The sequence below is a fragment of the Variovorax sp. 05L425 genome (genome assembly GCF_056397705.1).
Window position 1 is genome coordinate 105,161 of the sequence record NZ_JBFTNY010000012.1, and the last position, 25,353, is coordinate 130,513.

A 25,353-nucleotide genomic window follows, 5' to 3' on the forward strand; every position below is an offset into this window, starting at 1 on the left:
CTCTCAATGCGCTGCGTCGCCGCCAGAGGCGGCTGCGCTTGCGGAGGGGCGCGACAATGGGCCGCCCGCGCCAGGCGATCGGCCGGTGAGCGCCGTTTGGAGGTTTGTTTCGGCGACCCAGTAGTCGCGTAGCGCTTCGATGTATGCCGTGACGCTCATCACCTGTTCGCGCGAATCGGCAAGGAGATCAAAGACGCTGATGAGCATGCCGTTGTAGCGAAGCAGGTTCTCGTCGGAGATGCGCTTCTTCAGCGGCACCACCTCGTCGCGGTAGTGCCTGGCCAGGTCGTAGGCCGTGCGATAGGCGGCATACGATTCCCGAACCTCCGACTGCGCGTTGAGGGCGACTTCCGCGGCGCGGTGCATCGACTGCATGTAGGTCGCTTCGGCGCGCGTGGTGCGTGCCGTCCCGAAATCGAACAGCGGCAGCTCGACCTCGATTTCGTAGCCGTTCTCGCGCTCTTCGCCTGTCTGGCTCTTGTTCGCATAGCCCACGTTCAGGACGTTGACCCACCGCGTCGCCCGGGTCAGGCCGAGGGCCTTGGCGGTGGCTTCCGAATTGCGCTTGGCCATCTGAACGTCGAGGCGCTTGTCCATCGCCGTCTGTTCCGCGTCCTTGGGCTCCAACGGCTCTTTCGGCAGGTCCGGCAGGCGCTCGGGAAGCTGGAGGGCGTTCGGACTGCCGGGCAGGCCGAGCAGCCGGACCAGACGCTCCCGATCGGCGATCGCCTGATGCTGAGCGCGGGCCAGTTGCGAAGTCGCATCCGCATGGAAGGATTGCTGGCGCATCTGCGACAGCTTGTTGAAGTTGCCGGCTTGAACCATGCGGCGTGCGAGCTCATTGGAGGCGTCCGCGGCTTTCTCGACGCGCTGGTAGTACGTGACGAGGTCACGCGACGCCACCGCGCCGAAGAACGCCTTACGCGTGTCGGCCGCAAGCGCCACGGTGTTGGAGGCGGCCTGGTATTGGGCTTGCTCGAAGCGGCGTTGCTCCACCTCCTGGGCAACGGGCAGCGTCAGCAGCCCCAGCACGTTGAACAGGATGGAGCGGTCGATTTCGGTGACACCGCCGCCGCTCAGCCGCCCGAAGCCGAAGGACGGGTTGGCGAGGCGCCCGGCCCGAACGAGGTCGGATTCGGCAATACCGAGGTCGGCATAGCTGGCCTGCAGTCCGGGATTGTTGAGGAGCGCGAGTTCAACGGCGCCGTCCGCCGTGAGCGGCTGACTCAGGATTTCACTGGTGCGCTTCTGGGCGGAGTCGGTGTCCGAAGGCGTGCGCTGCCACTTGGCGGTTTGCCCGGTGCGCTCCTTCGTCAGTTCGGCGACCTTGTCAAAGCCACCGTCCTTCGAGAAAGAGGCGCAGCCAGCAAGGACGAGTGCCGCAGCGCCCGCCATTGTCTTGACGTAGATATTCATGTTGGAAGCATCTGAGCCGTTGGCCTGGGTCTGGGCCGGCCAACCATTGCCCGTGCGGCGGACGCACGAGCGCCTTCAGGCCTCGCAATGGAGGCCGTGTGGGGTCAGATGCTTCTTGGAGGTCGCTCCTGCCGCTCCGAGAGGAAGCTCGGAGAGGGAGCGGAAACGTCGGGGAAGATGACCGATGCAGTGTCTTGCGGCATCGGGATGGTGGGCCAACTGCTCGCCAGCGGCGTCAGGGAGCAGAGGTCGCAGCAGAGATTGCATTTGTGCGAAGTGCCGGCGGACTTGTCGTGCTGTTCATGCGCCGTCGAGTCGTGGACATGCGCCGTGTGGTCGTGACCGGCCGCAGCTGTCGATGCATGGATTTCCGCTGCCGCCGGCATGCACGGCATGGCCGCTGCGCTCGCGCCCCGGATGGGCAGCGAGATCGCAAGCATGAGCAGGAGGAATATCCGAAGGAATTTCAAGAAGACGATGGACCGAGTTTCAGCCGAAGCTGCGACTCTAAAGCTTGCCACTGTGGGAATGTCAAGAACCGTGATCGTCTGGGCAGTGGTTGATTTCGATCGTGGCGTGGACGACCTCCTCGTGCACCGAGATCCAGCGGCGAACGATTTCCGGGGTGAGCGCCTCGTCATGCGTGACGACACTGACGGCGCAGGCGTAGGTCGCCTTGCCAACCCGCCAGACGTGCAAGTCTGTCACGCGCGTTTCGCTGGCACGGCCGCCGTCTTCGATGACTTCCCGGATCTCATCCACCACGGGGTGGTCCATTTCGCGGTCGAGCAGCACCTTGCTCGTGTCGGCGATCAGGCGCTTGGCCCAAAGCGCCACGACGACTGCGCCCACGATGCCCATGACGGGGTCCAGCCACGACCAGCCGTAGAGCCAGCCGCCCACGAGTGCAACGATCGCCAGCACGGACGTCGCCGCATCGGCAACGACATGGACATAGGCCGACTTGAGGTTGAGGTCGTGGTGGTGGCCGTGCCCGTGATGGTGCCCATCGTGATGATGGTCATCGTGCCCGTGGTGATGCGCCGCACCCAGGATGAATGCCGACACGATGTTGACGACCAGGCCGAGCGCACCGATGACGATGGCCTCTTGATAACGGATCGGCGCAGGGGAAATCAGCCGCTCGACCGAGCCCACGATCATCAGCCCGACGACCACCAGCAGAAAGATCGCGCTGGCGAAGCCGCCGAGAACTTCGATCTTCCAGGTCCCGAATGCAAAGCGCCGGTCCTTGGCATGGCGCCGCGCTGCAGCGTACGCGAACGCGCTGAGTCCGATGGCGACCGCATGAGAGCTCATGTGGAAGCCGTCGGCCAAGAGCGCCATCGAGTTGTAGGCCCAGCCGGCGGTGATTTCGGCCACCATCATGATGGCCGTGATCCACATCACAAGCTTGGTGCCGCGCTCGCCGGCGGCGTTGCCCTGGTCGAATACGTGGTCGTGTTGCCACGCTGTCAGGTCGTTGGTGTGCATTGGACGGAACTCAGCGCTTCGGTTTCAGCGACACGACCAACCGCGGTGGCACGGTTCCGTCGACGTCCCGTGGGAGTTTCTCCGTCTTTTGTAGCGCGCGCAACGCGGCCTCGTCCCAATTCGGCAGGCCGCTCGACTTCGTGAGCGTCGGCGTGCCGACGATGGTTCCATCGGGCGCAAGGCGGACGTCGAACTCGGCCGCAGGATTGCCGGCGACGAGGTCTGCGTCGGGGAACACGACGTTGGGCCGCACGGCCGCGGCGACCTTGCCGCCGTAACTGCCGGAAGGCCCCGAAGACTTCGCCGCGGCGCCTTCTCCTCCCGACCCGGCCATGGCCTGCATGCGCTTGAGCGTGGCTGCGCGGTCGGCGGCGGCCTGCGCCGCCTGCTTGGCTTCGGCTTCCTTCTTCTTCGCGGCTTCGGCCTGCTTGGCCTCGGCTTCCTGCTTGCGTTTCAGCTCCGCCTGCTTCTGCTGATCTTCCTTCTTCTGCTCGGCTTCGTCCTCGGCGCGTTGCTTCGCTTCGGCGTCCTTCTTTTCCTGCGCGGCCTTCTTGGCGGCATCGAGCTTCTTCTGTTGCTGCGCCTGCTGCTCCAGTTCGCGTTCCTTCTGCTCCTTGAGCTTCTTCTCGCGTTCGAGCGCGATGTCGGGCGCGCGCGGGGCCGGCGTGGGCTCTGGTGGCTTCACCGCTTGCGGCGGAGGAGGCGGAGGGGGAGGTAGCGGTGGGGCGGGGGTCGGCGTCGGTACCGGCGGCGTGGGCGTTGGCGCAACGGCACGCGGCGCGGCCTGCTGGACGGTCGAAGACCACAGCTCGGCTTCGACCGCGTCGTTCTCGGCTTCTCTGCGCCAATTGACGCCCCAGGTCAGGGCGGCGATGAGCAGCGCGTGCGCAATCAGCGCCAGCAACACCGCGCGCGGCGTGCCGCGCTGCGGCGGCGGTGCGAATTCGGGGCGGTCTGCGGCCAGCGACATGCCTTACTTCGCGCCTGTCGTCTGCACGGAGAGGCCGACGCGCTCGATGCCGCTGCGTTTGAGCTGGTTCATCGCCTTGACGACCGTCTCGTACTTCACGGACTTGTCGGCACTGATGACCACCGGGCGGTCGACGTCGCCACCCTGCGCGGTCTTGGCGGCCGAGCCGATCTGCGTCATCGGGATGGAGCTGCCGCCGCTGCCGGTTGACGGGTCTTTCTTGATCTGCACTTCGTCGTCGCTCTTGATGACGATCTCGATCGGCTTGTCGGGCTGCTTGTTGGCGCGATCGACCGTGGGCAGGTTGATCACGCTCGGCGTGATCAGCGGCGCGGTGACCATGAAGATGATCAGCAGCACCAGCATCACGTCGATGAACGGGACCATGTTGATCTCGTTGATCGTTCGGCGGCCACGGCCGCGGGAGGACAGGGCTGGCATGGTGGGATGCTCCGCTTCAGCGGCCCGTGGCCGCGGTGACGGACGCCGGATGCACGTGCGCCGTCAGGTTGCGCTGCAGGATGTTCGAGAACTCTTCGATGAAGGTCTCGAGCGCGATGGCGATCTTGTCGATTTCGCGCGCAAAGCGGTTGTAGGCGACCACGGCCGGAATGGCCGCAAACAGGCCGATGGCGGTGGCGACCAGTGCCTCGGCGATGCCGGGCGCGACCGTGGAGAGCGTGACCTGTGCGAGGGCCGCGAGACCCGTGAAGGCATGCATGATCCCCCACACCGTGCCGAACAGGCCGACGTAAGGCGAAACGGAGCCGACGGTCGCGAGGAAGGAGAGGTTCTGCTCGACCGCATCGAGTTCACGCTGGAAGCTCGCGCGCATCGCACGACGTGCGCCGTCGAGGAGGGTGCCGGTGTCGGACACGTGGCGCTCGCGCAGCTTCTGGTATTCGCGCATGCCGGACGCAAAGATGCGTTCCATCGGCCCGGCGAACTTGGCGTTCTGCGCGGCCGAGGAGAAGAGTTCGTTCAGGCTGGTGCCCGACCAGAAGTCGCGCTCGAAGTCTTCGTTGAGCGAGCGGGTCCGCTTGAGCGCAAAGTACTTGCGAAAGATCGCGGCCCAGCTTGCGACGGAAACGACGATGAGCAGCAGCACCACGAGCTGCACCGGAAGGCTGGCGTGCAGCAGCAGGGAAATGATCGAGAGTTCTTGATTCATGGCTTGAAAGGTTGAGACATGGAGCCGGCGTGGCGCTCGAGGGTTCCCGAAACTTGGCGTGGGATGCGCGCAGGCCGCAGCGTGTCGGCATGGACCCAGCCGATGCGGATCGTGCCTTCGCACAAGAGGGCGGTATCCGCCATCTTCTCCACCTCCGCGTATTGCTCTGATTTTGATAGCACGCGCTGCGCGATTATGAGCGACGCGGAACCGATCTGGCGAAGCTCGGCTGTAACCAGCAGTTCATCGTCGAGCCGTGCCGGACGGTGGTACTTGAGTTGCGTCTCGCTGACGACGAAGATGCCGCCGGTTTCGTCGCGCAGCTGGCGTTGCGCGATGCCCATGGAGCGCAGCCATTCGGTGCGGGCGCGTTCCATGAACTTGAGATAGTTGGCGTAGAACACGATGCCACCCGCATCGGTGTCTTCCCAGTAAACGCGGATGGGCAGCGCAAAGCTCACTGGAGTACCTTCGTGCTTCGCACTGCGGTGCGAGCTTGCTTGGGGCGGCCCGGCGCTGCGCTCATGCGGGAACGGCGGCGCCTGCCCAGGCTCGCAGCCGCGCGATCGATTCTTCGAGGTGCGCCATCGAACTCGCCGTCGAGAAACGGATGAAGCGCGAGGTTTCGGCGGTACCGAAATCGCGGCCCGGCGTGACAGCGACATGGGCCTGCTTCATGGCCTCGAAGGCAAAGTCCCAACTGCCGGAGATGCCGAGCCGCTCAGCAAAGCTGGTGCAGTCGGCCCAGGCGTAGAAGGCGCCGTCGGGCATCACCGGCACCTCGAGGCCCAGCGCATTGAGTTGCGGAATGAACCAGTCGCGCCGCGCCTTGAACTCCGCGCGACGCCGCTCGTATTCGGCGATGCTGTCGGGCTCGAAGCAGGCGAGGGCGGCGTATTGCGACACCGTGCTCGCGCAGATGAAGAGGTTCTGCGCCAGTCGCTCGACCGCAGGCACCAGCGACTCCGGCACCACCAGCCAGCCGAGACGCCAGCCCGTCATGTTGAAGTACTTGCTGAAGCTGTTGATGCTGATGACCTGGTCGTCGATCGCCAGCGCGGTCTGCCCGAAGGCATCGTCGTACGACAGGCCGAGGTAGATCTCGTCGATGAGCGTGATGCCGCCACGTTGGCTGACAACCTCGTGGATGCGGCGAAGCTCGCCCGGCGCGATCGAGGTGCCGGTCGGGTTGGATGGCGATGCCAGCAGCACGCCCCGCGTGCGGTCGGTCCATGCGGCTTCGACCTTGGCGGCGCTGAGCTGGAAGCGCTCGGCCGCCGTGGTCGGCACCAGCACGGCGCGGCCGTCTGCGGCGGTGACGAAATGCCGGTTGCACGGATAGCTCGGATCGGGCAGCAGCATCTCGTCGCCGGCTTCGATCAGGGCAAGACAGGCCAACTGCAGGGCAGCCGAAGCTCCCGCTGTGATGACGATGCGGCGCGCCGGCACGTCGACGCCGAAGCGCTGCGCGTACCAGTTGCTGATGCGTTCGCGCAGGTGGTCGAGCCCGGTGGCCTGTGTGTATTGGGTGGCGCCGGCACGAACCGCGCGGGCGGCGTGCTCCTGCACAAGCGGTGGTGCGGTGAAGTCCGGTTCGCCGATGTTGAGGAAGATCATCGGGCGGTCGGTGTGCGCCACTTCGCGAGCGAGCTTCGACGCGGCCTTGGCGACCTCCATCACATAAAAAGGCTCGATGCGCTCCGCGCGCTTCGAAATCCTCATGGCCTCGCCTTCCCACTCGCGCGGTCGGCCTCGACCTCCAATGCGCGCAGTTGCGGCGCGAGTCCGTTGAGCACGGCATTCACGTACTTGTGGCCGTCCGTCCCGCCGAATTCCTTGGCGAGCTCGATGCATTCGTTCAGCACCACGCGCCACGGTACGTCCAGGCAATTCTGGAATTCGTAGACGCCGATCCACATCACCGCGTGCTCGATCGGCGAGATCTCCGCGAGCTTGCGATCGAGCAGCGGGACGATCAGCGCATCGAGCTGCTCGGCGGACGCGATCGACCCATGCAGCAGCGCGTCGTAGTGCGCCGCATCGGCCTTGTGAAAGCCGGCGAGGTCGCGCGTGAATTCGTCGATCGCCGTCGCGTCGTTGTGGCCCACCAGATGTTGGTAGAGCGCTTGCAACGCGAATTCGCGCGCACGGCTGCGCGTGGACTTGGCGGAAGCCTTGCGTACGCCGGTGCTGGTGAGGCCCGTGCGGGTTTGACGCGGCTTGCCGCCGGTGGCTTTGGTGTCTTCGGTCATGAAAGGGTGGCGAGCAGTCGCGCCATCTCGACGGCCACGCGTGCAGCGTCGCGGCCCTTGTCGGTTTGCCGCGCAATCGCCTGTTCGAGGTTTTCGGTCGTGAGAATCGCGTTCGCGATCGGGATGCGGTAGTCGAGCGCCAGGCGGCTCACGCTCGCGCCGGATTCGTTCGCGACCAGTTCGAAGTGATAGGTCTCGCCGCGGATGATGCAGCCTAGTGCGATCAGCGCCTGATAGCGGTTCCGCTCGGCCAGCGCCTGCAGCGCGACCGGCACCTCGAGCGCGCCGGGCACGCTCACGTGATCGATGTCGGCCTTGGCGACGCCCATCGCGGCGAGTTCGCCGAGGCAGGCCTCGGCGAGCGCATTGGTGATGTCTTCATTGAAGCGCGCTTGCACGATGCCGATGCGCAGCCCCTTGCCGTCGAGTTCGACGTCGGCGCCCTTGTTCGCGTGTTGCATCAGTCGGCCCGCCCTAGGTGTCGGTGGTTCATTTATTCGTTGTCCTTGGAGATGTAGCCGGCGATCTCGAGGCCGTAGCCTGCCGCCATGCTGGGCATGCGACGCGGCGCGCCCAGGAGATTCATCTTGTGCACGCCGCATTCGCGCAGGATCTGCGCGCCAATGCCGTAGCTGCGCAGGTCCATGCGGCCGCGCTCGGGTGCCTGGGCAGGGCGTGCGGTGCCGTCGAACTGCGCCAGCAGCTCGGCGCCGGTTTCGCCGCAGTTCAGCAGAACGGCAACCCCTTTGCCTTCGGCCGCAAGATGGGCGAGGCTGGCGTCGAGGCTCCAGGAATGCAGGGCGCGATTGCGTTCGAGCGCATCGAGGACCGAGAGCGGTTCATGCACGCGCACGTCCACTGTGTCGGCGGCGTTCCACTTGCCGCGGACCAGGGCCAGGTGCACGCCGTTGCTGGGCTTGTCCCTGAACGCGTGGGCGGTGAAGGGCCCCCACGCGGTTTCGATCTCGCGGCAGCCCACTTTTTCGATCAGGGACTCGGTGCGGCTGCGGTGCTCGATCAGGGCGGCAATGGTGCCGATCTTGATCTCGTGCTCGGCTGCGAAGAGCTGCAAGTCGGGTAGCCGGGCCATGGTGCCATCTTCGTTCATCACCTCGCAGATCACAGCAGCCGGCGAGCAGCCGGCCATGGCGGCGAGGTCGCAGCCGGCCTCAGTGTGGCCGGCCCGCATGAGTACGCCGCCATCCACGGCCTGCAGGGGGAAGATGTGCCCCGGCTGGACCAGGTCGGCGGCGACAGCGTTGGGCGCGACTGCGGCCTGCACGGTTCGCGAGCGGTCCGCTGCCGAAATGCCGGTCGTCACGCCTTCCGCGGCCTCGATGGACACGGTGAATGCAGTCGAATGCTTTGCGCCGTTGCGCGCCACCATCGGCGGCAGCTGAAGCCGCTCGCACATTTCGCGCGACAGCGTGAGGCAGATCAGCCCACGGGCATGGCGCGCCATGAAGTTGATGGCCTCCGGCGTCACATGGTCGGCGGCGAGGACGATGTCGCCTTCGTTCTCGCGGTCTTCCTCATCGACCAGGATCACCATGCGGCCGGCGCGCAGTTCGGCCACGATGTCTTCAACCGGCGAGATGGGGGCCGGTGCTCGGGCGCCCCGCGGGGTTCCGATCGGTGTGACGGATGCATTCATGGCGCGTTGTCTTTCTTTGCAAAGGGAAGGGCGCCCGCCTGGAGCATGCGCTCCACGTAGCGCGCCACAGTGTCGATTTCGAGGTTCACGCGGCTGCCGTCCTTCAGGCTGCCGAGGGCGGTGTTCTCGACGGTGTGGGGGATCAGGTTGATGCTGATTTCGCTGCCGTTCGGGCCGTCGCTCACGGTGTTGACCGTCAGGCTCACGCCGTTCACGGTGATCGAGCCCTTGTAGGCCAGGAAGCGGGCCAGGACGGGCGGGGCGAGCACGCGGAGCTCCCAGCTTTCGCCGACCGGCGCGAAATGGCTCACCGTGCCGATGCCGTCGACGTGGCCGGACACGATGTGGCCGCCCAGCCGGTCGCTGGCGCGCAATGCCTTTTCGAGATTGACGCGCGTCGCCTCCTCCGACAGGCCGGCCGTCTTGTCGAGCGATTCGGCTGAAATGTCAATGGTGAAGACTTGCTGCGCCGGGTCGAGTGTGGTGACGGTCATGCAGGCGCCATTGAGCGCGATGCTGTCACCGAGGCCCACGTCGTCGAGATAGCCGTCAGGCACCGCGATGCTGAGGCGCTTGCCGTGGGATGAAGAGCTGCCGAGGTCGTGGACGGCGGCGATGCGCCCCACGCCGGTGATGATTCCGGTGAACATCCCGGCATTTTCGCAGAGATGCGGGCCCCTGCTGTGCGCAGACCCTAGAAAGCGTCTCGGCCCGCGATTCGGGCCAGGATCCTGATGTCGCGTCCGAAGCGATCGACGGAGCGGAAATCCAGGGGGAGGGCCCCCGCCAGGGCTGTCAGCGGGCCCCCGGCAAAGGGGTGGCTTGCCATGTCCAAGCCGTCGCCGAGGAATTTCGGGGCCAGGTAGACCAGGAATTCATCGACCAATCCTTCGCGGATCAGTGAGCCATTGAGCTTGTGGCCGGCCTCCACATGCAACTCGTTGATCTCGCGCGCCGCCAGGTCGTGCAGCATGGCGGCAAGATCCACCTTGCCGTCTGCGTTGGCCAGAACCGTGATTGTGGCGCCCCGCGCCTCCAGGGCTCGGGCTTTGGCCTCGTCCCTGCTCGCTGCATAGATCCAGACTTTGCGGTCGGGGACGTCGAAGATCTTCGCCTCGGGCGGCGTTTGCAGCCGGCTGTCCACCACTACCAGATGCGGTTGCCGCGGGGTCTCGACCAGGCGCACGTCGAGGCGCGGGTTGTCGTCCATCAGCGTGCCGACGCCGGTCAGCACCGCGCTCGCTCGCGCCCGCCACGCGTGGCCGTCGGTGCGCGCGGATTCGGAGGTGATCCACTGGCTCACGCCATTGGTCAGGGCTGTCTTGCCGTCGAGCGATGCGGCGACCTTGAGTCGCACCCAGGGCGTCTTGCGCACCATGCGACTGAAGAAGCCGATGTTGAGCTCGCGCGATTCGGCGCCACCGGGTCCGACCACGACCTCGATGCCCGCGGCGCGAAGGCGCTCGAAGCCCTGACCGCCGACAAGCGGATTCGGATCCGAGACCGAGGCGACCACACGGCGGATGCCCGCGGCAACCAAGGCATCGCAGCAGGGAGCGGTGCGGCCATGATGGGAGCAGGGTTCCAGCGTGACATAGGCCGTTGCGCCTTTGACCGAATGGCCTCGCGCCACAGCATCCTGCAATGCCACGATCTCCGCATGGGGGCCCCCTGCGCGTTGTGTGTGGCCGACTCCGACGATGTTGCCGGCGGCATCCGTCAGGACGCAGCCCACACGGGGGTTGGGATCGGTGAGATAGCACGCATCGACGGCGAGTTGTAGTGCTGCGGCGATCTGTTGCGCATCGGCGTTGAGAGGGGGCATGGAAGCAACCATGTAGTCGAACGGAGTACCGCGCTGCGAGAGTCTGGAAGATCGTCGCGCGACGCACCGGTCGAATCATACGAGCGGTAGCCAAACGGAGATGAACGGCGGCGCACCGACGTGAGCCGTCATTAGACTGCGCCTTCGAAACACAAGGGAAACGCTTGTGAGTATCGGTGCTCAGGGAGGAAAAAAACATGGCGTTATGCAAACGTCCGGCCGCAGGCTTTTCGCTGATCGAAGTGCTTGTCTCGATCGTCGTTCTCAGCCTTGGAATGCTGGGAGTCGTGGGGATGTTGATGACATCCGCGAGAAGCACGACAGAGTCCGGATCGTTCACCGCGGCTGTCAATCTGGTGCGCGAGCTGTCGGAAAAAGCGCGCATCAACAAGAACGTTGCAGCAAGGAATGTCGGCAACCCCTATCTGGTCGACCTGGAGAGCAAGGATGCTCTTCCTGGCCAGGAGGGCGGCAATTGCATCGGAGCCCAGGCCACTTGCAATGCGGCGACCCTGGCAGCCTGGGACATTCGCCAATGGGTCCTACGCGCCAGAAGCAAGCTGCCGGAGGCGCACGTCGTCGTCTGCTTCGATGACGCCCTGGTGAGCGACGCCAGCGAAGATTTCAAATACTCGTGGGATTGCTCCGGCGAAGGCCGCAACCTGGTCGTCAAGATGGGCTGGGTGCCACGGATGGGAAGCGAAGACGAGATGGCCCAGAGGGAGCCTCGCATCGTCATGCAACTGATCCCGGGGCATGACTACGTTGGCTCCGAAAGCTCCTGAGGTGGCGGCCCGACCGCAGCAGCGCGGCGCGACCTTGATCGAGTTGATGATCGCCATGGCGATCGGACTGGTCATCGTGCTCGCCGCCTCGACGGCCTTCCTTGCAGGGAAGAAGCTATTCAATACCGACGCCGACGTGCAGGAGGTTCAGGAGTCACTTCGCTTCACACGCCATGTGGTTCAGGGCCTGCTTCGCCAGGCGGGATACGCGGACTATGCGCCCGATCATCAGACCGATGGCGTGGGCGTCGTCGCGGGCAACGCAACGCTGCTGGCTGGCTCCGAGAGTCCGTTTGATCTCCATGTCGTCGGCGCCAGCAACACCACGGTCGGCAAGACAGGCAGCAGTTTTGGCCAGAACGACACGGACGAGAAGGCCCGGAATGACTCGCTTCTCGTGCGCTTCTTTGGTCGCAGCAATGCCAATGGGGACGGCAAAGAAGACGGGACCATGGTCGACTGTCTTGGCATCGCTCACGCGGGGCCCGCCAACGCGCCTTCGGCCGATGACCGAGTGTGGAGCTTTTTCTTTGTGGCCCTTGCGGAGGACGGAGAGCCAGAGCTCTTTTGCAAGTACCACTCCGACAAATCCGACAAGGATGAATTCCAGTCGCAGCCGTTGGCACGCGGTGTCGAGAAATTCAAGGTTGTCTACGGCTACGACGGCGATGGCGACAGCGTTCCGGATACCTGGCTCGAGGCCAGGGACATTGCAGGCAAAGCTGCAAGCGGAGGCAGCGTCAATGACGAATGGCGCAAGGTCGTGGCGGTGCGTGTGGGCGTTGTGGCCCGGAGCATTCGCCCGAATGGCGATCTGAAAAAGGTCGACGGCGAAGACTATCGACTGTTTCCGCTGGGCGCTGAATTCGAGAACATCTATTTCGATCCGCCGGATGACGGGCGTTTTCGCTCGGTCGCGACGTTCACCGTGATGTTGCGCAACGTCGCGAGGGACCCCGCATGAGTCAGCGTTCGTCAAGGAGCGTCGCCTTGCGTCGGCAGGCTGGCTTTTCGCTGATCGTCGTGTTGTTGCTCTTGATCGTGGTCACCGCACTCGGCTTGGGCGCCGCACAGCTTTCAGTCATCAATGAACTTGCCGCGCGCAACGATCGAGACAGGGAAATCGCATTCCAGGCAGCCGAGGCGGCATTGATCGACGCCGAACTCGATGTGCTTGGCCCGAACAAGCACACCGGAGCGCGCCTTTGCTTGTTCAACAACAAGGATGTCGCGCCGTTCGTCGCGGGGTGTGGGGGCGTGGGAAACAACCAAGGTCTTTGCGCACCCGCAAATCCGGGCGCAACACCCGCATGGATGAGTGCCGACCTGTCGCCGGAGAGCAGGACATCTGTCGAATACGGCACGTTCACCGGACAGAAATACGTGACGGGAACAGGCGCGATGCCTGTTGCGCCGCCGCGCTATGTCATCGAGGTCATGCGCAACAACGGCGGGTGGGAAGCCAATCGTCTTCAGAGTGCGAGCGCCGGCAAGACCACCAATCTCTTTCGGGTCACCGCCATCGGCTTTGGCGTCAGGAAGGAAACCCAGGTGGTTCTGCAAACCAATTTGTATAAGCCGACGGTAAGTAGCGGCTGTCCATAAAGGAGGGAAGTTGAAATTGTTCGAGATTCGGAAAAGGGATTTGAAGAACGCGTTCATCGCGCTATCGCTCTATCTTGCTGGCGCGTCCACATTGGCGGCCGCGACGCCACCGGATGCCCTGCTGTCGGATGTGCCGCTGTTTTCCACGACATCGCGGGTCAAGCCCAACATGGTGCTGGATCTGTCCGTCGAATTTCCGACGACGGGCGCCGCCTATCGGACGGCGTTCGATATCAAGGCGTCCTACATCGGCTACTGGGACCCAATGGGGTGCTACGACTATTCCACCGAGGACGGGCACTTCAAGCGCAAAGCGACGGCAGCCGTTTCGAATGGCGCCATCGTCTGTTCAGACAAGTGGAGCGGGAACCTGCTGAACTGGGCTGCGTCGTCCGCAATCGACATGCTCCGCTATGCAATGACGGGTGGCGATCGTGTGGAAGACACGCCGAAATCAACCGTGCTCCAACGCGCGGTTCTTCGGTCCGACTTCTACAACAACGAAAGTCATTTCCCCAGGCGCTCAGTGACTGGCAATCTCGACAGACTGACGCCGCTGGTTGCGAACGAGCTCGTGGAGAAGGACGGCACAGTCAATTTTTCCAATTGCGGCAACTACTTGTTCGTGGGATCGACTTCGTCCGGCACATGCAGCAAGCCGGGGGCTGATCAAAGCTTTGGTCCTCTTGGCGCAGCGCCGTACTACGCCCGCGTCGAGGTGTGTTCGGCGGAAGAAGGTCCTATTCGCAGCGACCTTTGCCTGAAGTATCCAAACGGGAAGTACAAGCCTGTGGGCACGATTCAAAGTAACGCCGAGAAGATGCGATTCGCCGCGTTCGGCTATTTGATGGACCAGAGAAACGCGCGCTACGGCGGTGTTCTGCGAGCGCCCATGAAGTTCACAGGACCTGTGGTTGAGAACGGCAAGTTCGAACGGATCGCGAATGCCACTGCGGAGTGGGATGCAAATACGGGTGTATTCCTCGCCAACCCCCTTTCGAGCGACGAGGGGGCGAGTGGCGTGGTGAACTATCTCAATCGATTCGGGCGTACCGGGTTGGCGCCTGGCACCTACAAGACTTTTGATCCGGTCGGGGAGATGTATTACGAGTCTCTTCGCTATTTGCAGGGTCAAGCGCCGACGCCCGAGGCTGCCAAAGGCATGACGACAGGGATGAAGGGCGGCTTCCCTGTCTACAACATGACGGACAAGTGGGGCGAGGGCGCGAAGAGCGGATGGGACCCTGTCATCTCGAGCTGTCAACGCAACCACGTCGTGGTGATCGGGGACCTTCACACGCACCATGATGGCTCCCTCCCGGGGCTGAAGACCGACGGCCGCGATGGTTGGGCCGGCGCTCGTCCAGTCGAAACCTCGGAGCCCGACACCACCTTCTGGTCGAAGATCGTGGGCGCCTTTGAAAACAACGAGGCGGTCGCCTACCCGGACCCGTCGGGAAAGAACACCACATTGATGACGCGCGGCAACGCCGACGGGCCGCGCGCCATTGCCTATACCGATACCCTCAAGAACAGGCAAGCAATCACGTCGGCGAACATCGCCACGTTGAATGTGGGCTATGACCAAGGTTCCTTGGGTTGGGCCGGACTGGCCTATTGGGCCAATACGCAAAAAATTCGCGACGATTACCCCGATGTGCGCGTCAAGACCTACACCATTGACGTCGACGATTCTGGCTTGGGCACCGTCAAAGAGAAGCAACGCGGCAGCGCGTTCTATCTTGCCGCGAAGTACGGTGGCTTTGACGACAAGAACAACGATGGCAATCCCTTTGTGACCGCCATTGGACCCGAAGCCCAAGAGTCGCTTTCGAACGCCGAATGGCAATCGGGCTTGGACGACGATGGAATGCCGAAGCCGGCGAATTACTTTCTCGCGAGCAAGCCGCGGGAAATGATCGCGGCCATCCGCAAGATCTTCACGAATGTCGGTGAAGCCAGCGGGAGCCTCGCGGGTGGTGCCTTGTCGAGTTCGCGCATCGCCTCGAAGGGAGCGAGCCTCTATGTTCCTCGAATGGACAGCACTCGCTGGTCCGGCTCGGTGCTCGCCTACAAGCTGAGCTATGCGAATGGCGCGGTGAGCCAGGACCCTGTGCCGCTCTGGAACGCCGGCGACCGGCTGACCGGCGATCCTCAGGCCCACCCCCCGATTCCGGTGCGCGACCCGGATACCCGGCGCATCTTCACCATGCTCAGTTCCGGAAGCGGGGCCGAGTTCACTTGGAGAGCGCTGAAGGTTGACGGCACATTGAGGGGCTACCTGGACACCGAACCCTACTCACCGACCGAGGCCAAAGACGATCTCGGTGAATCTCGCATCGACTACCTGCGCGGCGATCGTTCGATGGAAACCGACAAGATCGGCGGCATGTTCAGAACGCGCGATTCGGTCATGGGTGACGTCGCGAACGCGACGCCATTGCTGGTCGAAAGCGGCGGTGTGCAAGCGGTCCTTGTGGGCGCCAATGACGGCATGCTTCACGCATTGGACGCCGGCACCGGCGACGAGTTGTTCGCCTACGTGCCGCGTGCGCTGTATGCCAAGCTGGGCGCCTACACCTCGCCGGACTACGTGCACCAACCCAACGTGGACGGCAGTCCCGCGGCGAGCAAAGTCGACATGGCAAACGGAACGCGGAAGACCGCGCTGGTTTCCGGCATGGGCGGTGGTGCGCGCGGCGTGTTCGCGCTGGACGTGAGCGATCCGGCCCGATTCTCTGCAAGTCATGTGATGTGGGAGTTCACAGGCGCCGATGACCCGGATATGGGCTACGTCACGCAGGCGCCGCGCATCCTGAGATTCCGCACGAATGCCGCCGCGAGTGGCCGGGCCGCCGTCTACCGTTGGTTTGCCGTGGTGCCCTCTGGCTTCAACAACGGCAACGCGAACAAGGCAGCGGCCCTGTTCCTGCTTTCGTTGGACAAGCAAGCCGGTGCGCCGTGGGTGCTCAATCAAGACTATTTCAAGATCGTGCTGCCGGACCCTGCTGACGCGACGATGCCCAACGCATTGGGCCCGGTTGGCGACTACACCACGTCTGACAACATGACCCGTTTTCTTTATGCCGGCGATACGCAGGGCAACTTGTGGAAGTTCGACTTCACGAAGACCGCGCCGTGGAACGAGTCCAGCGCTTTGGCGTTGAGTGGCGCGCCGCTGATGGTTGCCAGGGATGGCCAGGGAAGGAGACAGCCGATCACCATCGCGCCGGAAGTGGGTGTGGGTCCCGACGGCGGCGCGATCGTGCTGTTCGGTACCGGCAAATTCGTCGAAGTCGATGACCTGGCCAGCCGCGACGTCCAAACGCTCTATGGCGTGTACGACAACGACACGGTCATTCCTGCCACCGAGACGCGCACCCAGTTGCAAGTGCGGCAGGTGCAACCGGACGTCAACCATGCAGGCCAGTTCACCATTTCAGGCGACGCTTTCGCCTATGGCAACTACGACGGCAAGAAGTCGCACCGTCGGGGCTGGTACTTCGACTTGCCGGACGCGACGAGTCAAGGCGAACGCCAAGTCTCGCAAATGGTGTTGAGCGATGGCCATCTGGTGTTCAACACCTTGATTCCCAATTCCAACGCTTGCGGCGCCGGCGGTGGCGGCCACAGCTGCGCCGTGAATGCGATGACCGGATTGGCATCGGGCAATACCTGCATTCCGTCGACGACCGGCTTGCTCAGTTCGCCGCTGGTGATTCAGGAAGGCGAGGGCGCCTTCAGCTCGACGGATTCATTCGGCCGCCGCGTCGAGACCAAGAAGACGTCCGTCATCAACCTGGGTACGAAAACGGGTTCCGGGCCGGGGACCTCGATCGTGAGCCCCATTTCGGGAGACGAGGTCTCGCAAGTTGCCGGCCGCCTCAACTGGCGTGAAGTCCTCAACTTCAAGGACGTCAACAAATGAAGCGCCCGACGACCGCGCGGCGGCTTCTGTCGCGCGGCTTCACGCTGATCGAACTGATGATCGTGGTGGCGCTGGTGGCCATTCTTGCCGCCATCGCCTATCCGTCTTACATGGATTCAATGCGAAAAGGTTGGCGCGCGGAAGCACGTACCGCACTCATGCAGGAGATGCAGCAGCAGGAACGCGTCTATACCCAACGCGCAAGGTACAAGACCAATGCAGCGCACAAGAAGTTCTCAGGCGACAGTGATGCGGGCAGCAAGTACGACATCGATGTTGATGCATGCGACGGACGGGACGACGCTGGCCGGTGCATCAGGCTGACGGCCAACCTGAGGGCCGGGTTCTCGGATCCTGCGGTCGGCAACATCTGGATCGAAAGTACGGGGCTCAAGGGCTGTGACGGCGACGACAAAAGCAGGTGCTGGCAATGAACGCTCTACTTGCATTTCGCAATCGAGCCCGTGGCTTCACGTTGGTGGAGATGGTGGTCGTGGTCGCGCTCGTCGCGATCCTGGGCGCGATCGCAGTGCCCAATTTTCGGGATCTGCTGCTCAATCAGCGGCTGGCTTCCAACACCAGCGATTTCGTTGCCGCGTTGAGCGTGGCACGGACCGAGGCCATGAAGCGTTCGCAGAGGGTCAGGCTTCTTCCCAGGAATCAGGATTGGGCCAACGGCTGGGAGGTGGCAACCACCGTCGGCAACGAAACGGAAGTGCTGCGCGCATTCGAAGCGCTCCGAGCAGGCGTTGAGATCGATTCCGCGACCGGCAACGGCTTCAGGAATACGATCACCTTCGACGCCAATGGCTTCGCGCGGGGCAGCGCAGGGTGCCTGACATTCAAGGCGGAAACGGGGCGACGCAGTTCCGTCGTTCTTTCGATGTCCGGCCGGCCGAAGGTCTGCGACCCCGACAAGCGAGGCGACTGCGGCTCGAGCAATTGCAATCAGGGATGACGCCGCTGGGGATTTTTCAAATGTCCCTCAGCAGTTGCCTGAACTCGTCCACATCCTCGAAGCTGCGGTAGACCGAAGCGAACCGGACGTAGGCCACCTTGTCGAGCCGTTTGAGCTCGCGCATCACGAGTTCGCCCACCTTGGTCGATTCGATCTCGCGCAAGCCGCTGGAAAGCAGCTTCTGCTCGATGCGCAGCAATGCGGTGTCGATCTGCTCGATGCTGACCGGCCGCTTGCGCAAGGCCAGCATCATCGAGGCACGAACCTTCGCCGCGACGAAGTCGGCACGGCTGCCGTCCTTCTTGACGACGACGGGGAAGTTCACGTCCGGGCGCTCGTAGGTGGTGAAGCGCTTGTCGCAGGCGCCGCACTGCCGGCGGCGGCGGACGAAGTCGCCGTCCTCCGAAACACGGGTCTCGACGACCTGCGTTTCGAGGTGGCCGCAGAAAGGGCATTTCATGCGACAGCTCCGCCGGGTACGGCAGTCATGGGATCAGCGGTAGACCGGGAAGCGACTGGTCAGCGCGTTCACCTTGGCGCGCACGGCCTCGATGTTGGCCGCATCGCGCGGGTTTTCGAGCACGTCCGCGATCAGGTTGGCGGTGATCCGGGCTTCCTCGTCCTTGAAGCCGCGGGTCGTCATGGCCGGGGTGCCGATCCGCACGCCGCTGGTGACCATGGGCTTCTCGGGATCGTTGGGAATGGCGTTCTTGTTGATCGTCATATGGGCATCGCCCAGCACGGCTTCGGCTTCCTTGCCGGTGATGCCCTTGGCGCGCAGGTCGACAAGCATCACGTGGCTCTCGGTGCGACCGCTCACGATGCGCAGGCCGCGCTGGGTGAGCGTCTCGGCCACGATCTGGGCGTTCTTGACCACCTGTTGCTGGTAAGTCTTGAATTCCGGAGAGAGTGCTTCCTTGAAAGCGACGGCCTTGGCCGCGATCACGTGCATCAGCGGGCCGCCCTGGAGACCGGGGAAGATGGCGCTGTTGATCGCCTTTTCGTGCTGCGACTTCATCAGGATGATGCCGCCACGCGGGCCACGCAGGCTCTTGTGCGTGGTGGAGGTCACGACGTCCGCGTGGGGGACCGGGTTGGGGTACACACCGGCGGCGACAAGGCCGGCGTAGTGGGCGATGTCGACCATGAAAATCGCGCCGACGTCCTTGGCCACCTTGGCAAAGCGCTCGAAGTCGATGCGCAGTGAATAGGCCGATGCGCCCGCGATGATGAGCTTGGGCATCGCATCGTGCGCCTTGCGCTCCATCGCGTCGTAGTCGATCTCTTCCTTGGCGTTCAGGCCGTAGCTCACCACGTTGAACCATTTGCCACTCATGTTGAGCGGCATGCCGTGGGTCAGGTGGCCGCCCTCGGCCAGGCTCATGCCCATGATGGTGTCGCCGGGCTTCAGGAAGGCCAGCATCACGGCTTCGTTCGCGGAGGCGCCGCAATGCGGCTGAACGTTGGCGGCGTCGGCGCCGAAGAGTTGCTTCACGCGGTCGATGGCCAGTTGCTCGGCCACGTCCACATGCTCGCAACCGCCGTAGTAGCGCTTGCCGGGATAGCCTTCGGCGTACTTGTTGGTAAGTTGCGAGCCCTGTGCGGCCATGACGGCCGGGGACGCGTAGTTTTCGCTCGCGATGAGCTCGATGTGGTGTTCCTGACGGGCGTTTTCGGCCTGGATGGCAGCCCAGATTTCAGGATCGGTCTGTTCGACCAGTTGATTGCGGTGGTACATGGCAGTCCTTCAAGACGATGGTCCTTGTTCTTCAACCAAACAAGGGCTGCCCAGGCGAACGGCGGAACACCTGCTCAAGACCGCAGGCGGCACGCTTCCCAGTGGTAGTCCACGTCAGCGCAATGCACCTGAAAAGGGTTGCGCCTATCGCCAGTCGCGTGCTGGCCGAGTGTAGCTGACGACGATCGCCGTCGTCTCGAAAAGCCTACGAATTGCCAAGCAAGGCGACGCGCTCGGGATCCGTCTCCGGCTGCTTGGCGGGCGCAGGGCTCACGACGGGAACAGAATTCGGGCGCGCTGCGGGCGTCGTCGAAGCCGTGATGGCGGGCGCACGCCCGGCGACAACCTGGCGCAGCCGCTCATGCTCGGCCAGTACCTTCGAGGCATAGCCGCCGTCGTCCGTGAGATTGGCGGCGCCGACGTAGAAGCGCAGTCCACCCTCGAGGGAACCGGCACGGGCGATGCATTCCTGCAGCACCTTGACGCCCACGCGCATGTTGGTGACCGGGTCGAAGGCGGTCAGCGTGCCGCCCGCGCTTTCGTACTTTTCGCCGTGGATGCGGGTCATGACCTGCATCAGGCCCTGCGCGCCGACCTGGCTTTGGGCGAACGGATTGAAGCTGGATTCGACCGCCATGATGGCCAGGATGAGCGTCGGATCGAGCTTCGTGCGCTTGCCGAGGTCGAAAGCTTCGGCGACCAATACGGTCAGCGGCTCGACCGCCACGCGGTATTTCTTGCTCAGCCAGTATGCGACGGCGGCCTGTTGCTTGGGCAGTTCCTGAGGACTGGCGGCTGTGGTGCGTTCAATGGCGGTGGGTTCGAGATCGGTGGCTACAGCGACAGCGACTTCGGGCGCAGGTTTGCGCGACTGGAGCCAGCCCATCAGCTGTTCTTCGCCCGATTGGCGAAGGTCTGGCCGAGCGGCCAGGGCGAGCGCGGCAAAGACGATCGCGAGCCCGACAAGGGCGAAGCCGTTGTGGGTGATTTCGAAAAAGCCGTCGACCACGTCGGACACGAAGGTCCGTAGCCCTCGGGTTGTGGCATCAAGCGCGTGCTTCATCGCTTTTTTTCCTTTCTGGCGGAGCTTGTTCCGCAACGCCGCAAGTAGGAGGGCGAGACTGAACGCGGCAGCGCTTGGATTGGTACGAATCAGGTCCGCGCAAAAGAGGAGGAGCGCGGCCGCCTGATCAAGCCGGGGAAATCGGCAGCGGATTCATAAGAAAGCCCTGGCGGTCTGACGTCAGGGCAAGCGGGCATTCTAGGAGTGGCTAAATACCCGGTCAAGAATAAGGAATCGAATCTTTATTCTTGAATTGATGTAATAAGTGTGAACATTAGTTCACGGATCGACAGCCCAAGGTCGATTGAAAAGCTCTCTTGAAAACTCCCTGGCGCCCGCCTAGGCTGAACTTGCCTCGACTTTGTAGGCGTTTCACCAAGGTCCAGCAGCCGAAGGAGAGATCCTGCGGTTCAGCGACTGAGGCCCAAATGGTGGCAATCTCTTGCTGCCAGCCTGGCCGGAACATTCAACTTCCGGTCGCGCGAAAGGATGGCATGGGCGTTGCGCCCGCCATCAAGCCCGGTGGCCTGACTTCGTGTCGAGCCGCCGGGCTTTCTTGTTTTTGGGCAGTCGAAGGGCAAGTGCGTTTGGGGCACACTCCCGGTCGATGAATGCAGCTTCGCTGAAACAGAACAAATGGGTGCGGCGTGGGATCGTGGCGTTGCTCGTCCTCCTGGCCGTCTGGGCTATTGCCTGGTTGGCGGTGCCGCCGATTGCCAAGAGTCAGATCCAGAAGATCGCGAGCGAGAAACTCGGCCGCCAGGTCACGGTCGGCAAGATCGACTTCAAGCCGTGGACGCTCGAACTGACGGTCAATGACTTGCAGATCGCCACGGCCGACGGTGCCCGTTCACAGGTGGCTATCAAGCGTATCTACATGGATGGCGAACTGCAGTCGATCCTGCGGCTCGCACCGGTGGTGGACGCTGTGGCGATCGATTCGCCGGCCATCCTGCTGACGCACCTTGCCGACGGCAAGTACGACATCGACGACATCCTGAAAAAACTGGCCGCTGCTCCCGATACGCCCAAGAGGGAGCCACCCCACTTTGCCATCTACAACATCGCGATCTCGGGCGGGTCGGTCGATTTCGACGACCAGACCGTCAAGCGCAAGCACGAACTGCGCGACCTCGTGCTCAATGTGCCGTTCCTGAGCAATCTGGCCTCTCAGCGTGAGGTCAAGACCGAGCCCAAGCTGGCTTTCGTCCTGAACGGCAGCAAGTTCGATTCGTCCGCATCGTCGACACCTTTTGCGGAGAGTCACAAGACCGACGCGCAACTGAGCTTCCAGGGGCTGGACCTCGTGCCCTACATGGCCTACATGCCGGGCGGACTCCCGGTCGCGCTGCAGGCCGGCAAGCTCGACGCCGACCTGAAAGTCGATTTCGAGCAGGCGGCGACGGCGGGTCTCAAGGTCACCGGCACGATCGCGGCGAACGGCATCAAGGTCGCGGACGCCAAGGGCAAGGATCTTCTCGGCTTCGATTCGCTGAAGATTGCGCTGGCCGATGTCAGGCCGTTGGATCGCGTCGTCCACCTGAGCGAAGTGGCCCTGGCCGGGCCGGAGCTCGCCGTGGCGCGCGATTCGGCAGGCCAGATCAACCTGCTGGCGATCAATCCGACGACTGGCGCCAAGGAGAAAGTGGTTGCTGTGCCAGCCCCGCCGCAGGATGGGGAAGGGGGCGCCAAGGCCGCCGAACCGCCGGAATGGCACATCCAGGTCGACAAAGTCGCGCTCACGGAAGGCGCGATCGGCTGGCGCGACGAGACGACGCAGCCGGCCGCATCGATCGACGTGAAGAATCTCGCCGTCGAAGTGAACGCGGTGACCTGGCCGATGGAAAAACCCGCGACCTTCAACGGATCGACTTCTGTTGGCGGGGCGGCGGTCAAGTTCGGCGGTGAGGCGACCGACAAGGTCGCCCAAGTCCGGACCGAGGTCGATGCCTTGCCGCTGTCGCTCGCGGCGCCGTACCTTGCGCAAAGCCTTGAACCGACGCTGGACGGCAAGCTGAGCGGCCAGATCGAGATCGCATGGACCAAGCCCGACCTCAAGTTCAAGGCGCACAGCGTCGTGGCCGAGGGACTCGCGCTCACGCAGGAAAAGACGGCGCTGGCCAGCGTCGGCCGGTTTGAGCTTCAGGATGCCGAAGTCGACATGACGGAGCACACGCTGGCGATCGGATCCTTCACGGCGTCCAGCCCGAAAGTGCGGGTCGAGCGCGACAACGAGAAGCGTTGGATGTACGAACGCTGGCTGAAGACACTGGCCGGTGGCAGCCGTGGCGACACTGTGGATGCAAAGGTGGCGGCGCCCAAGGATCCAGACGCGGGCGAGGCGCCGTCGCCGACGGCGAACACCAAGCCATGGGCGCTTTCCATCGGAAAGGTGGGGGTGGACAATGGCGCGCTGTCCTATGCCGACAACGCCAGTGCAACGCCGGTGGCCTTCGAGATCACTGCGCTGAAGGTCGACGCGCAGAAGATCACGCCCAACACCGCGACGGTCTCGCCGCTCAAGCTGTCCGGGAAAATCGCTGCGGGTCGCGCCGAGCCGGGGCGCTTTGAATACGAAGGCAACGTGGCGTTGAAGCCGATCGCCGCCGAGGGCCGCCTGCTGGTCGCCTCCCTTCCTGCGCACGCTTTCAAGGCCTACTACGCGGACGCCCTGAACATTGATATCCGCCGCGCATTCGCAAGCTACCGTGGCACCGTCAAATATGCCGCCACGCCCACTGGCATGAACGTCCGCCTGGCAGGGGACACGGCTGTGGACGACTTCCGCGCCAACAGTGTCGTCCTTACGCAGGCTCCCGGCGCGTCGAGCAACAATCAATTGTTGAGCTGGAAGACCTTGGGATTGCGCGGCGTGCAAGTGAACATGGTTCCCGGCTCGCCGGTGACGCTCGACGTGCGAGAGACCACGCTCAGCGATTTCTTCGCCCGCATCATCATTGATCCGACTGGCCACCTCAATCTGCTTGATCTGGTCAAGAAGCCCGGGCAGCCGGCACCGGGCGCCGCCGCTGCAGGTGCTCCGCCGGCAGAAGTCACCACGCGACGTAGCTGGCGCGGCACGAACACGACGACGACCGCCAAGAAGGCCCGCCGGTCGAATGGCGAGGCGCCACCACCGGCGGAGCTGATGGTCGGCGGCGCGCCGGCGACCCCGCCGCCGGCGCCCGTGGCGGCCGCACAGCCCGCCGAGCCGGCCAACCCCATGGCCCCGATCATCAATTTCGGGCCGATCGCGCTGGTCAACGGCAAGATCGACTTCTCCGATTTGTTCATCAAGCCGAACTATTCGGCCGATTTGACGGAGCTGACCGGCCGCCTGAGCGCTTTCTCCTCGAAGCCCCAGGGAGACAGGCCTGCGTTGGCGGACCTCGAATTGCGAGGAAAGGCCCAGCAAACGGCGTCGCTGGAGATCACCGGCAAGCTCAATCCGCTCGTCAAACCGCTCGAACTCGACATCACCGCCAAGATGCGCGAGCTCGACCTGCCGCCGCTGTCGCCGTATTCGATCCGCTTTGCGGGACACGGCATCGAGCGCGGCAAGCTCAGCATGGACGTGAACTACAAGATCGCGCCCGACGGGGCGTTGACGGCGGCCAATCGGCTGATCCTCAACCAACTGCAGTTCGGCGAACAAGTCGAGGGCGCCCCCGCCAGCCTGCCGGTTCGCTTGGCCGTGGCGCTTCTTGCGGATCGCAACGGTGTGATTGACGTCGATTTGCCGCTGAGGGGGTCGATCAACGATCCGGAGTTCAGCATCGGACCGCTGATCTTCAAGGCGATCGTCAACCTGATCGCCAAGGCCGCCACAGCACCCTTCGCCTTGCTGACCGGCGGAGGAGGGGGCGGCGAATCCAGCTCCGTCGTTTTCGCGCTGGGCAGTTCCGAACTGTCGGCCGAAGCCAAGGAAAGCCTCGACAAGGTGGCGAAAGCCATCGTCGACCGGCCGGCCCTGCAGCTGACAGTCGTCGGGACGGCGAGCCTTGAGCATGAGCGCGAGGCCTATCAGCGGCAACGCGTGCGCCAGCTGGCCCAGGCGGAGAAGCGCCGCGCCGCCGTCCGGGCTGGCAAGGACGCTGCCGACGTCGAGCCTCTCACCGACGGGGAATACCCTGCGCTGCTGGCCGCGGCCTACAAACGTTCGGAGATCACCAAGCCCCGGAACATGGTCGGATTGGCCAAGGATTTGCCGACCGAAGAGATGGAAAAACTGCTGGCGGCCAATATTCCCGTCGATGAAGAGTCGATGCGGCAATTGGCCGTGGATCGCGGCGCTGTCGTGCGTGATTACCTGCTGGCTCAGAAGGTGCCGAGCGAGCGCCTTTTCCTCGGCGCGGTGCGAACCAAGGCCGAGGGCGACAATTGGAAACCCGATGCCGAGCTGAAACTGGCGACCCGTTGAACCGGTCGGCAGCAACTCGGTGAAAATGGAGCGGTGCGCCGGCAATTGCCGGCGCCTTCGCTTTTTCTACAGAT

General features: G+C 63.8%; 23 protein-coding genes and 1 riboswitch. Of the genes, 7 read left to right on the top strand and 16 right to left on the bottom strand.

The genetic code is table 11. From position 1 onward, the window contains the following. Positions 1–3: 3 nt before the first annotated feature. From AC1DN9_RS15450 to ribD, 13 genes are all read right to left on the bottom strand, one after another. Entirely contained in the window at positions 4–1,416 is a 1,413-nt protein-coding gene (locus AC1DN9_RS15450; protein WP_478101610.1) for a TolC family protein, read from the bottom strand. 104 nt (positions 1,417–1,520) lie between these two features. After that, positions 1,521–1,886: a DUF2946 family protein gene (locus AC1DN9_RS15455; protein ID WP_478101612.1), complete on the bottom strand. Its 366-nt coding sequence runs from the start codon at positions 1,884–1,886 to the stop codon at positions 1,521–1,523. Between the two features lie 61 nt (positions 1,887–1,947). Continuing rightward, complete coding sequence (dmeF, locus tag AC1DN9_RS15460) at positions 1,948–2,910, bottom strand: CDF family Co(II)/Ni(II) efflux transporter DmeF (RefSeq protein ID WP_478101614.1); 963 nt, start codon at positions 2,908–2,910, stop codon at positions 1,948–1,950. Between the two features lie 10 nt (positions 2,911–2,920). Beyond that, complete coding sequence (tolA, locus tag AC1DN9_RS15465; RefSeq protein ID WP_478101616.1) at positions 2,921–3,880, bottom strand: cell envelope integrity protein TolA; 960 nt, start codon at positions 3,878–3,880, stop codon at positions 2,921–2,923. Positions 3,881–3,883: 3 nt separating this feature from the next. Then, the gene (locus tag AC1DN9_RS15470) at positions 3,884–4,321 is read right to left on the bottom strand and encodes a biopolymer transporter ExbD (RefSeq protein ID WP_478101618.1); all 438 of its coding nucleotides are present in this window, start codon (positions 4,319–4,321) and stop codon (positions 3,884–3,886) included. 16 nt (positions 4,322–4,337) lie between these two features. Further along, positions 4,338–5,051: a protein TolQ gene (gene tolQ, locus AC1DN9_RS15475; RefSeq protein ID WP_478101620.1), complete on the bottom strand. Its 714-nt coding sequence runs from the start codon at positions 5,049–5,051 to the stop codon at positions 4,338–4,340. Next, complete coding sequence (ybgC, locus tag AC1DN9_RS15480; RefSeq protein ID WP_478101622.1) at positions 5,048–5,512, bottom strand: tol-pal system-associated acyl-CoA thioesterase; 465 nt, start codon at positions 5,510–5,512, stop codon at positions 5,048–5,050. The genes tolQ and ybgC overlap by 4 nt, the downstream gene beginning before the upstream one ends. A 61-nt stretch (positions 5,513–5,573) precedes the next feature. Further along, a complete protein-coding gene (locus AC1DN9_RS15485) occupies positions 5,574–6,773 on the bottom strand; it encodes a pyridoxal phosphate-dependent aminotransferase (RefSeq protein ID WP_478101624.1) in 1,200 nt (399 codons plus the stop codon). After that, a complete protein-coding gene (gene nusB / locus AC1DN9_RS15490; RefSeq protein ID WP_478101626.1) occupies positions 6,770–7,303 on the bottom strand; it encodes a transcription antitermination factor NusB in 534 nt (177 codons plus the stop codon). The genes AC1DN9_RS15485 and nusB overlap by 4 nt, the downstream gene beginning before the upstream one ends. Then, positions 7,300–7,764 (bottom strand): 6,7-dimethyl-8-ribityllumazine synthase, encoded by a 465-nt coding sequence (ribH, locus tag AC1DN9_RS15495; protein WP_478101628.1) that lies wholly within the window; start codon positions 7,762–7,764, stop codon positions 7,300–7,302. Before ribH ends, nusB begins: the two co-directional genes overlap by 4 nt. Positions 7,765–7,796: 32 nt before the next feature. After that, complete coding sequence (gene ribBA / locus AC1DN9_RS15500; RefSeq protein WP_478101630.1) at positions 7,797–8,957, bottom strand: bifunctional 3,4-dihydroxy-2-butanone-4-phosphate synthase/GTP cyclohydrolase II; 1,161 nt, start codon at positions 8,955–8,957, stop codon at positions 7,797–7,799. Further along, positions 8,954–9,607, bottom strand: a complete 654-nt coding sequence (locus tag AC1DN9_RS15505) for a riboflavin synthase (protein WP_478101632.1) — start codon at positions 9,605–9,607, stop codon at positions 8,954–8,956. The genes ribBA and AC1DN9_RS15505 overlap by 4 nt, the downstream gene beginning before the upstream one ends. A 44-nt stretch (positions 9,608–9,651) precedes the next feature. Then, positions 9,652–10,782, bottom strand: coding sequence for a bifunctional diaminohydroxyphosphoribosylaminopyrimidine deaminase/5-amino-6-(5-phosphoribosylamino)uracil reductase RibD (gene ribD / locus AC1DN9_RS15510; RefSeq protein ID WP_478101634.1), 1,131 nt, complete (start codon positions 10,780–10,782; stop codon positions 9,652–9,654). Positions 10,783–10,979: 197 nt separating this feature from the next. Here ribD and pilV point away from each other — a divergent pair, with 197 nt between their 5' ends. The 6 genes from pilV to AC1DN9_RS15540 are packed head-to-tail and all read left to right on the top strand — an operon-like array spanning position 10,980 to position 18,058. Beyond that, a complete protein-coding gene (gene pilV / locus AC1DN9_RS15515; RefSeq protein ID WP_478101636.1) occupies positions 10,980–11,567 on the top strand; it encodes a type IV pilus modification protein PilV in 588 nt (195 codons plus the stop codon). Then, entirely contained in the window at positions 11,539–12,531 is a 993-nt protein-coding gene (locus tag AC1DN9_RS15520; RefSeq protein WP_478101637.1) for a PilW family protein, read from the top strand. Before pilV ends, AC1DN9_RS15520 begins: the two co-directional genes overlap by 29 nt. Beyond that, positions 12,528–13,172 carry a pilus assembly PilX family protein gene (locus tag AC1DN9_RS15525; RefSeq protein ID WP_478101639.1) on the top strand — a complete coding sequence of 215 codons (645 nt, stop codon included), beginning with the start codon at positions 12,528–12,530 and terminating at the stop codon, positions 13,170–13,172. The genes AC1DN9_RS15520 and AC1DN9_RS15525 overlap by 4 nt, the downstream gene beginning before the upstream one ends. Positions 13,173–13,212: 40 nt before the next feature. Continuing rightward, a complete protein-coding gene (locus tag AC1DN9_RS15530) occupies positions 13,213–17,100 on the top strand; it encodes a pilus assembly protein (protein ID WP_478101641.1) in 3,888 nt (1,295 codons plus the stop codon). After that, positions 17,097–17,534, top strand: coding sequence for a type IV pilin protein (locus AC1DN9_RS15535; RefSeq protein WP_478101643.1), 438 nt, complete (start codon positions 17,097–17,099; stop codon positions 17,532–17,534). Before AC1DN9_RS15530 ends, AC1DN9_RS15535 begins: the two co-directional genes overlap by 4 nt. After that, positions 17,531–18,058: a GspH/FimT family pseudopilin gene (locus AC1DN9_RS15540; protein WP_478101645.1), complete on the top strand. Its 528-nt coding sequence runs from the start codon at positions 17,531–17,533 to the stop codon at positions 18,056–18,058. Before AC1DN9_RS15535 ends, AC1DN9_RS15540 begins: the two co-directional genes overlap by 4 nt. Before the next feature lie 16 nt (positions 18,059–18,074). On the opposite strand, the gene nrdR is transcribed toward AC1DN9_RS15540, so the two are convergent. The 3 genes from nrdR to AC1DN9_RS15555 all read right to left on the bottom strand — a co-directional run bounded on the left by nrdR (position 18,075) and on the right by AC1DN9_RS15555 (position 20,859). Then, the gene (nrdR, locus tag AC1DN9_RS15545; protein ID WP_478101647.1) at positions 18,075–18,518 is read right to left on the bottom strand and encodes a transcriptional regulator NrdR; all 444 of its coding nucleotides are present in this window, start codon (positions 18,516–18,518) and stop codon (positions 18,075–18,077) included. A 33-nt stretch (positions 18,519–18,551) separates the two neighbouring features. Continuing rightward, positions 18,552–19,796 (bottom strand): serine hydroxymethyltransferase, encoded by a 1,245-nt coding sequence (gene glyA, locus AC1DN9_RS15550; RefSeq protein ID WP_478101650.1) that lies wholly within the window; start codon positions 19,794–19,796, stop codon positions 18,552–18,554. 41 nt (positions 19,797–19,837) lie between these two features. Further along, positions 19,838–19,964: riboswitch (ZMP/ZTP riboswitch) on the bottom strand. A 37-nt stretch (positions 19,965–20,001) separates the two neighbouring features. Further along, complete coding sequence (locus AC1DN9_RS15555) at positions 20,002–20,859, bottom strand: transglycosylase SLT domain-containing protein (protein WP_478101653.1); 858 nt, start codon at positions 20,857–20,859, stop codon at positions 20,002–20,004. A gap of 607 nt (positions 20,860–21,466) precedes the next feature. Here AC1DN9_RS15555 and AC1DN9_RS15560 point away from each other — a divergent pair. Continuing rightward, complete coding sequence (locus AC1DN9_RS15560; protein ID WP_478101655.1) at positions 21,467–25,279, top strand: DUF748 domain-containing protein; 3,813 nt, start codon at positions 21,467–21,469, stop codon at positions 25,277–25,279. Positions 25,280–25,353 lie beyond the last annotated feature (74 nt).